The organism is Ruminococcus sp. RTP21204st1_B2_RTP21204_210225 (assembly GCF_040914135.1).
Classification (GTDB): domain Bacteria; phylum Bacillota; class Clostridia; order Oscillospirales; family Ruminococcaceae; genus Hominimerdicola; species Hominimerdicola aceti.
In genome coordinates, this window is sequence record NZ_JBCPGA010000078.1 from 1 (window position 1) to 5,182 (window position 5,182).

General features: G+C 45.0%; 3 protein-coding genes. 1 reads left to right on the forward strand and 2 read right to left on the reverse strand.

Annotation, left to right across the window (positions count from 1 at the left end; all coding sequences use genetic code 11):
* Nucleotides 1–183: 183 nt before the first annotated feature.
* Together rbr and ypeB are read right to left on the reverse strand one after the other, a co-directional pair.
* Nucleotides 184–795, reverse strand: a complete 612-nt coding sequence (gene rbr, locus AB5123_RS13690; protein ID WP_278643788.1) for a rubrerythrin — start codon at nucleotides 793–795, stop codon at nucleotides 184–186.
* Nucleotides 796–812: 17 nt separating this feature from the next.
* Nucleotides 813–2,144, reverse strand: a complete 1,332-nt coding sequence (ypeB, locus tag AB5123_RS13695; RefSeq protein ID WP_195249566.1) for a germination protein YpeB — start codon at nucleotides 2,142–2,144, stop codon at nucleotides 813–815.
* 339 nt (nucleotides 2,145–2,483) lie between these two features.
* Here ypeB and AB5123_RS13700 point away from each other — a divergent pair, with 339 nt between their 5' ends.
* Nucleotides 2,484–5,024, forward strand: coding sequence for a GH25 family lysozyme (locus AB5123_RS13700; protein WP_368364955.1), 2,541 nt, complete (start codon nucleotides 2,484–2,486; stop codon nucleotides 5,022–5,024).
* The last annotated feature ends 158 nt before the right edge of the window (nucleotides 5,025–5,182 follow it).

The window sequence follows — 5,182 nt, forward strand, 5'->3', positions numbered from 1 at the left end:
CTATGCGTCCCCTCAAATGGTTTTCGCCTATCGAATTTCTTAATAATAGTGTCCAATATGATTGACAAACCTACAATCGGGAAAGTGAGGAATGAGGAGTGAGGAATTATGGTATCTCCTGCGGCGATGTATTTTTATAAAGCACAATGCGGCACGGCATTTTCAGCCGCACCGCACAGAGCACTATTTATCACAGTTACAATTACTTCCCCATGAAGCCATTGAAAGCCTGATATAATATCCCTGCGCTTCTCCGCAAACAGGACACCTCTCAGGGGCTTGTGTGCCCTCCACGATATAACCGCAGTTCAAGCATACCCACGTTTCAGACTGGGAGGAAGAGAACAGCTTTCCCTCTCTCATAAGCTTGCCAAATGCCGCAAAACGCTTGCCGTGAACATTCTCTATCTTGGCGATATTCGTAAAGTCCTGCGCTATCTTTCCATAGCCCTCCTGTCTTGCGACCTCAGCAAACGCAGGATAAACGTCGTCTGATTCCTGACGCTCGTTGTGGTCTGCCATACCAAGCAAGGTACACATATCCTCCGAAATATCCACAGGATAACCGCCGTCAACAAACACGCTCTCCCCTGACAGCTCTTTGAGATGCTCGTAGAATATCTTTGCGTGAACTTTCTCCTGATTGGCTGTGAATTTGAACAGGTCGGCAAGCACATAAAGCTTCTGCTGTCTTGCCTTTTCCTCCGCCATTGTGTAGCGGTTTCGTGCCTGACTTTCCCCTGCAAAGGCTCTCATAAGGTTATCCTTTGTCTTTGAATTTCTGAAATCTGACATTTTTTTATCCTCCTACTTTACACAGTCAGTGTTCCTGACTTGCTTTCCACAAGAATGAGTATCTGCTCCTCCTCAGCGGTCTGTGCATTTATATATACAAGCACGTTCCTTCCGTTTTCTGCCCTGCACCTGAACTCATAACACAGCTTCTCCTCCAAACCGTCGGTAGGGATAAGTGCAAGCCTGCCGGATACTATTTCAAGGCGCGGGGACACGCTCTCTTTCGCTCGGCTTTGGGATATATCCGCTTCGGGAATATCTCTGTCATAATGGTTCACCAAAAAGCCCTTTGCGTCAAAGCCTAATATCTCACCGTCGTCCATTGCTACTGATACCTTTATAAGGTCGGTGTAACAGCACACGTCAAGGTCGTTGTAGGCGAAATTCACTGTGAGAACGTTGTCGATATTCTCATAGTAGGTGGTTTTCATGGACAGTATGCCGAGGTCATCGAGAAAATCCTCTGCTGCCTTTACTCCCTGCTCGTTTGTAAGCTCTGTGCTTTCGCTGATACGGCTTTTGAGGAAATATGAGATATATCCACCCTGCTTTGTCACCTCGCAAGCCACCGTCTTATCCTCGTTTGAAAATCTCCAGCATGGCATTTTGCCCTCTACCTCTGAGATATCTGTGAACACTGTGGAGTTCATGTTAAGCCCCAGGGAACAGCGTTCAAGGGCTTTGGTCTGTGAAACGTTCTCTGCCTCAGATGTCATGCGTGGGGTACGCTCCATGATATTGTCTGAGAATGGGCCGTCATAAATAAGGCTTGGATAGCTTTCAAAGCTTCCCTCAAAGTCTGAGAAGCCCTCTGTCACTGTGGGCGGGTCGCTCTGCTGTGAGCCTGTTTGGGTGAGGGCTATCTCACCGCTGTTCACTGAGCTTTCAAGCTCCCACATATCCTCGGAAAGTTCTTTGGAAAAGTCATAGAGCGAGGATATGTTCTCATACTCCTCGTCTGTTATCTCCTCGCCGTTTATGAGCCTCTCGCTCACTGCCATGGAGTAGTTTCCTACCTGTGAGAGAAATTTGTAGGTGTTTTCAAGCTGCAGCTCTTCTATGGGAAGCTGTGACAGAGCCGCCTTTGCCGAGGACGCTTCTCTGTAAAGCTTCACCGCAAGTGACTGGTGCATTTTTCCTGAGCCTGCATAAAGTTCCTTTTCAAGAGTGTCGCTCACGTTCTCTACTGCGTCGCACAGATCGCCCATGGCTCTTGAATAGGTGTAGTTCACACTACGCAACGCCCTTTTTTCGCTGCTCATAAGTTGTATATTTCTCACCGCAAGCACACCCACGACAGCCACTGTGAAAGACACTATCCTAACTGCGTTTCGCTTTGATATATCCATTTTTTATGCTCTCCTTTTCTTTTTTCTCCATTATTATGCCAGCTAAAATGCTGATTATTCTCATTAACTGTGCCTTGCAGTGCCATTTAAGGCATATCATGATACACAAAATTTCTTTCCTAATCTTGTGTATCATGAACATCTTTACTTACTTATTATTACATAAATCTCAAAATAAGTGTAATGATTTAACTTTAAAATTACTGAATTGTATTTATTTGTATAAATGCGAATTTGACAACGTGCTGAAAAAGGGCTATAATAAAGGGTGTGTAAAAATTATCGTGTAAAATGGCAGGAAAAATGTTAACTCTGCCTACAATTCTACGGGAGGAAATTATGAAATTTATTCCAAAGCTGACTGGTGTGGTTTTGTCAGCGGCAATAATGGCTCAGTCTGTTCCATTCGTGTATGCGGCAGAGAAAAGCATTGCGTCAAGTGAGCTTTCAAATGATATCCAGATATCAAAGCCTGAATATGCTACAGGCAATATGGAGGCTGATGGTCTTTTAGAGCCTGTCACTGAGGACGACCCTGAGTATCATAAATATCTTGAAAACAACGATCCATACGGCATTATGACAATGTCTGCTCTGTGGGGGGCTGACAGCCTTACTCATCAAAACAGATTCAGCGGTGTTTCAAAGGTCTATGGCATTGACGTTTCCTATTATCAAGGCAACATAGATTGGAAAAAGGTCAAAAACAGCGGTGTGGAATTTGTTATCATAAGAGTAGGCTACCGTGGCTATGGCAGTGCAGGAACGCTTGTGGAAGACCCTAAGTTCAAGACCTATCTTGACGGAGCTACCAAGGCAGGGCTTAAAGTTGGCGTATACTTCTACACGCAGGCGATAACCACAGCCGAGGCTAAGGCAGAGGCTAAGTTCGTTCTTGACAGGATAAAGGGATATTCTCTGCAAATGCCTGTTTATTACGATATCGAGTCTGTTGACTATGACACTGGCAGACTTGACAGTGCAGGGCTTTCCAAGGCTCAAAAGACCGCTCTTTGCACAGCTTTTTGCGACACTATCATAAAATCGGGCTACAGCGCAGGTGTTTATGCAAACTACACATGGCTAAACTACTACATTGACGGAGCAGGGCTTGGCAAGAAATATCCTATATGGCTGGCTCACTACACAAGCAACACCAATTATGACCAGCGCATGGATATGTGGCAATATTCAGGAAGCGGTACTGTTTCAGGCATTTCAGCCTACACTGACGTGAACGTATGGTATTCGGGCAAGCTTCCCCTTTATGTGTCCGACCTTATCTCTGTGTCAAACACCTCCACTTCCAACACATTTGCTTGGAACGGCGCTCCTGACGCAACAGGATATGAGGTATATCAGGGAACAAGCCCTAGCGACACAAGCAAGAAAAAAATAGGCGACACAAAGAATACATACTTTACAAACTCTAACAAGTCCACAGGCACAATGTACAAATACATGGTAAGAGCCTACAGTGACGCTTCGGGCAAGCGTGTTTACGGGGATTACTCCGAGGTATTCACCACCTGCACTCTTCCTGCAAACATCTCAAAGATATCCGCTTCTGCAAGGGGAACTTCTGTCACCATTAGCTGGGGCAAGGTTTCAAAGGCGACCGACTACATCGTGGAGCATTATGTGAACGGTGTATGGAAGCAGGTCGGCACAACTTCAAGCCTTTCATACAAGGTGAATGGTATCACACAGAACGGTGTTAATAAGTTCAGAGTAAAGGCAAGAAGAAATTACAGTGGCGTATACTACAACGGTGGTTACACATATGTAAACGCTGAGGTCACTGACATACCAAGTACGGTAACAGGCATAAGAAGCACTTCAAACACGTCTACATCAAACACCATAACATGGAACGCTTCCAAAAAAGCGGAAGGCTATGAGATCTATCAGTGGATAGGTACTAACGACAGCTACAAGCTCATAGGCACGACCACGTCCACAAAGTTCACAAACTCAAAGAAAAGCTCAGGCACGATGTACAGATACAAGGTAAGGGCATTCAACACTGTTGACGGACAGCGTATCGAGGGTGCATATTCCTCTGAGCTTACCACCTGCACTCTTCCTGCAAACGTATCATTCTCCCTTTGCTCCACTGACGTTGATTCCATAACACTCAACTGGAACAAGGTATCAAAGGCTACAGGCTATCAGGTAGAGATGTACACAAACGGAACATGGAAAACTCTCTCCACCCTTTCGGGAACGAGCTACACTGCAAGCGATCTTTCACAGAAAACAGCTTATCGTTTCAGAGTAAGAGCCATAAGAAATTATAACTACATAAACTACTACGGTGACTACACTGAAAAGGACATCACCATTCGTCCTGCAAACACACCAGAGGGGCTTTCCTCATCAGTGAACACATCAAGTTCCAACACTATCACATGGGAAAGCGTGAATGGAGTATCTGGCTACAGCGTTTATCAGTGGATAGGCACTACCGACAGCTACAAAGAGCTTGGGGACACTATTTATCCATACTACATCAACTCAGGCAAGTCATCAGGCACTATGTACACATACAGAGTAAAGGCATATTATGTAAGCGACAATGTTATGCAATACAGCAAGCCTGCACAGGTGGTCACCTGCACACTTCCTGCAAACGTCACTGTCAAAACGGCAAAGCGTTCGGGAAGCAACATCTCACTTGCATGGAACAAGGTATCAAAAGCCACAGGATATGAGATATATGTGAAGTCAGGAAGCAGTTGGAAGAAGCTCACCACAACATCAGGCAAAAGCTACACTGCAAAAAATCTGTCAGGCACTAAAACATTCAGAATAAGGGCATACAGAAAATACAATGGTGTGAACTATTATGGTGCTTATACTGAAAAGACGGTTAAATAGTCACTTGCCGTGACGGGCATTTTACGCCACACATTGTGATATGATACAAATTTGCACCGCTGAATAAAAATGAGGCGCTGTAAAAAAAGCGCAACAAAGCCCGTGGATTTCCTCGATATGGAAGCCCACGGGTTTTAATATATCACACAGCAAAAAAG

Bases quoted from the DNA above. Each gene is read 5' to 3' on its own strand.
- rbr (WP_278643788.1), bottom strand. From the start codon at position 795: ATGTCAGATTTCAGAAATTCAAAGACAAAGGATAACCTTATGAGAGCC.
- ypeB (WP_195249566.1), bottom strand. From the start codon at position 2,144: ATGGATATATCAAAGCGAAACGCAGTTAGGATAGTGTCTTTCACAGTG.
- AB5123_RS13700 (WP_368364955.1), top strand. From the start codon at position 2,484: ATGAAATTTATTCCAAAGCTGACTGGTGTGGTTTTGTCAGCGGCAATA.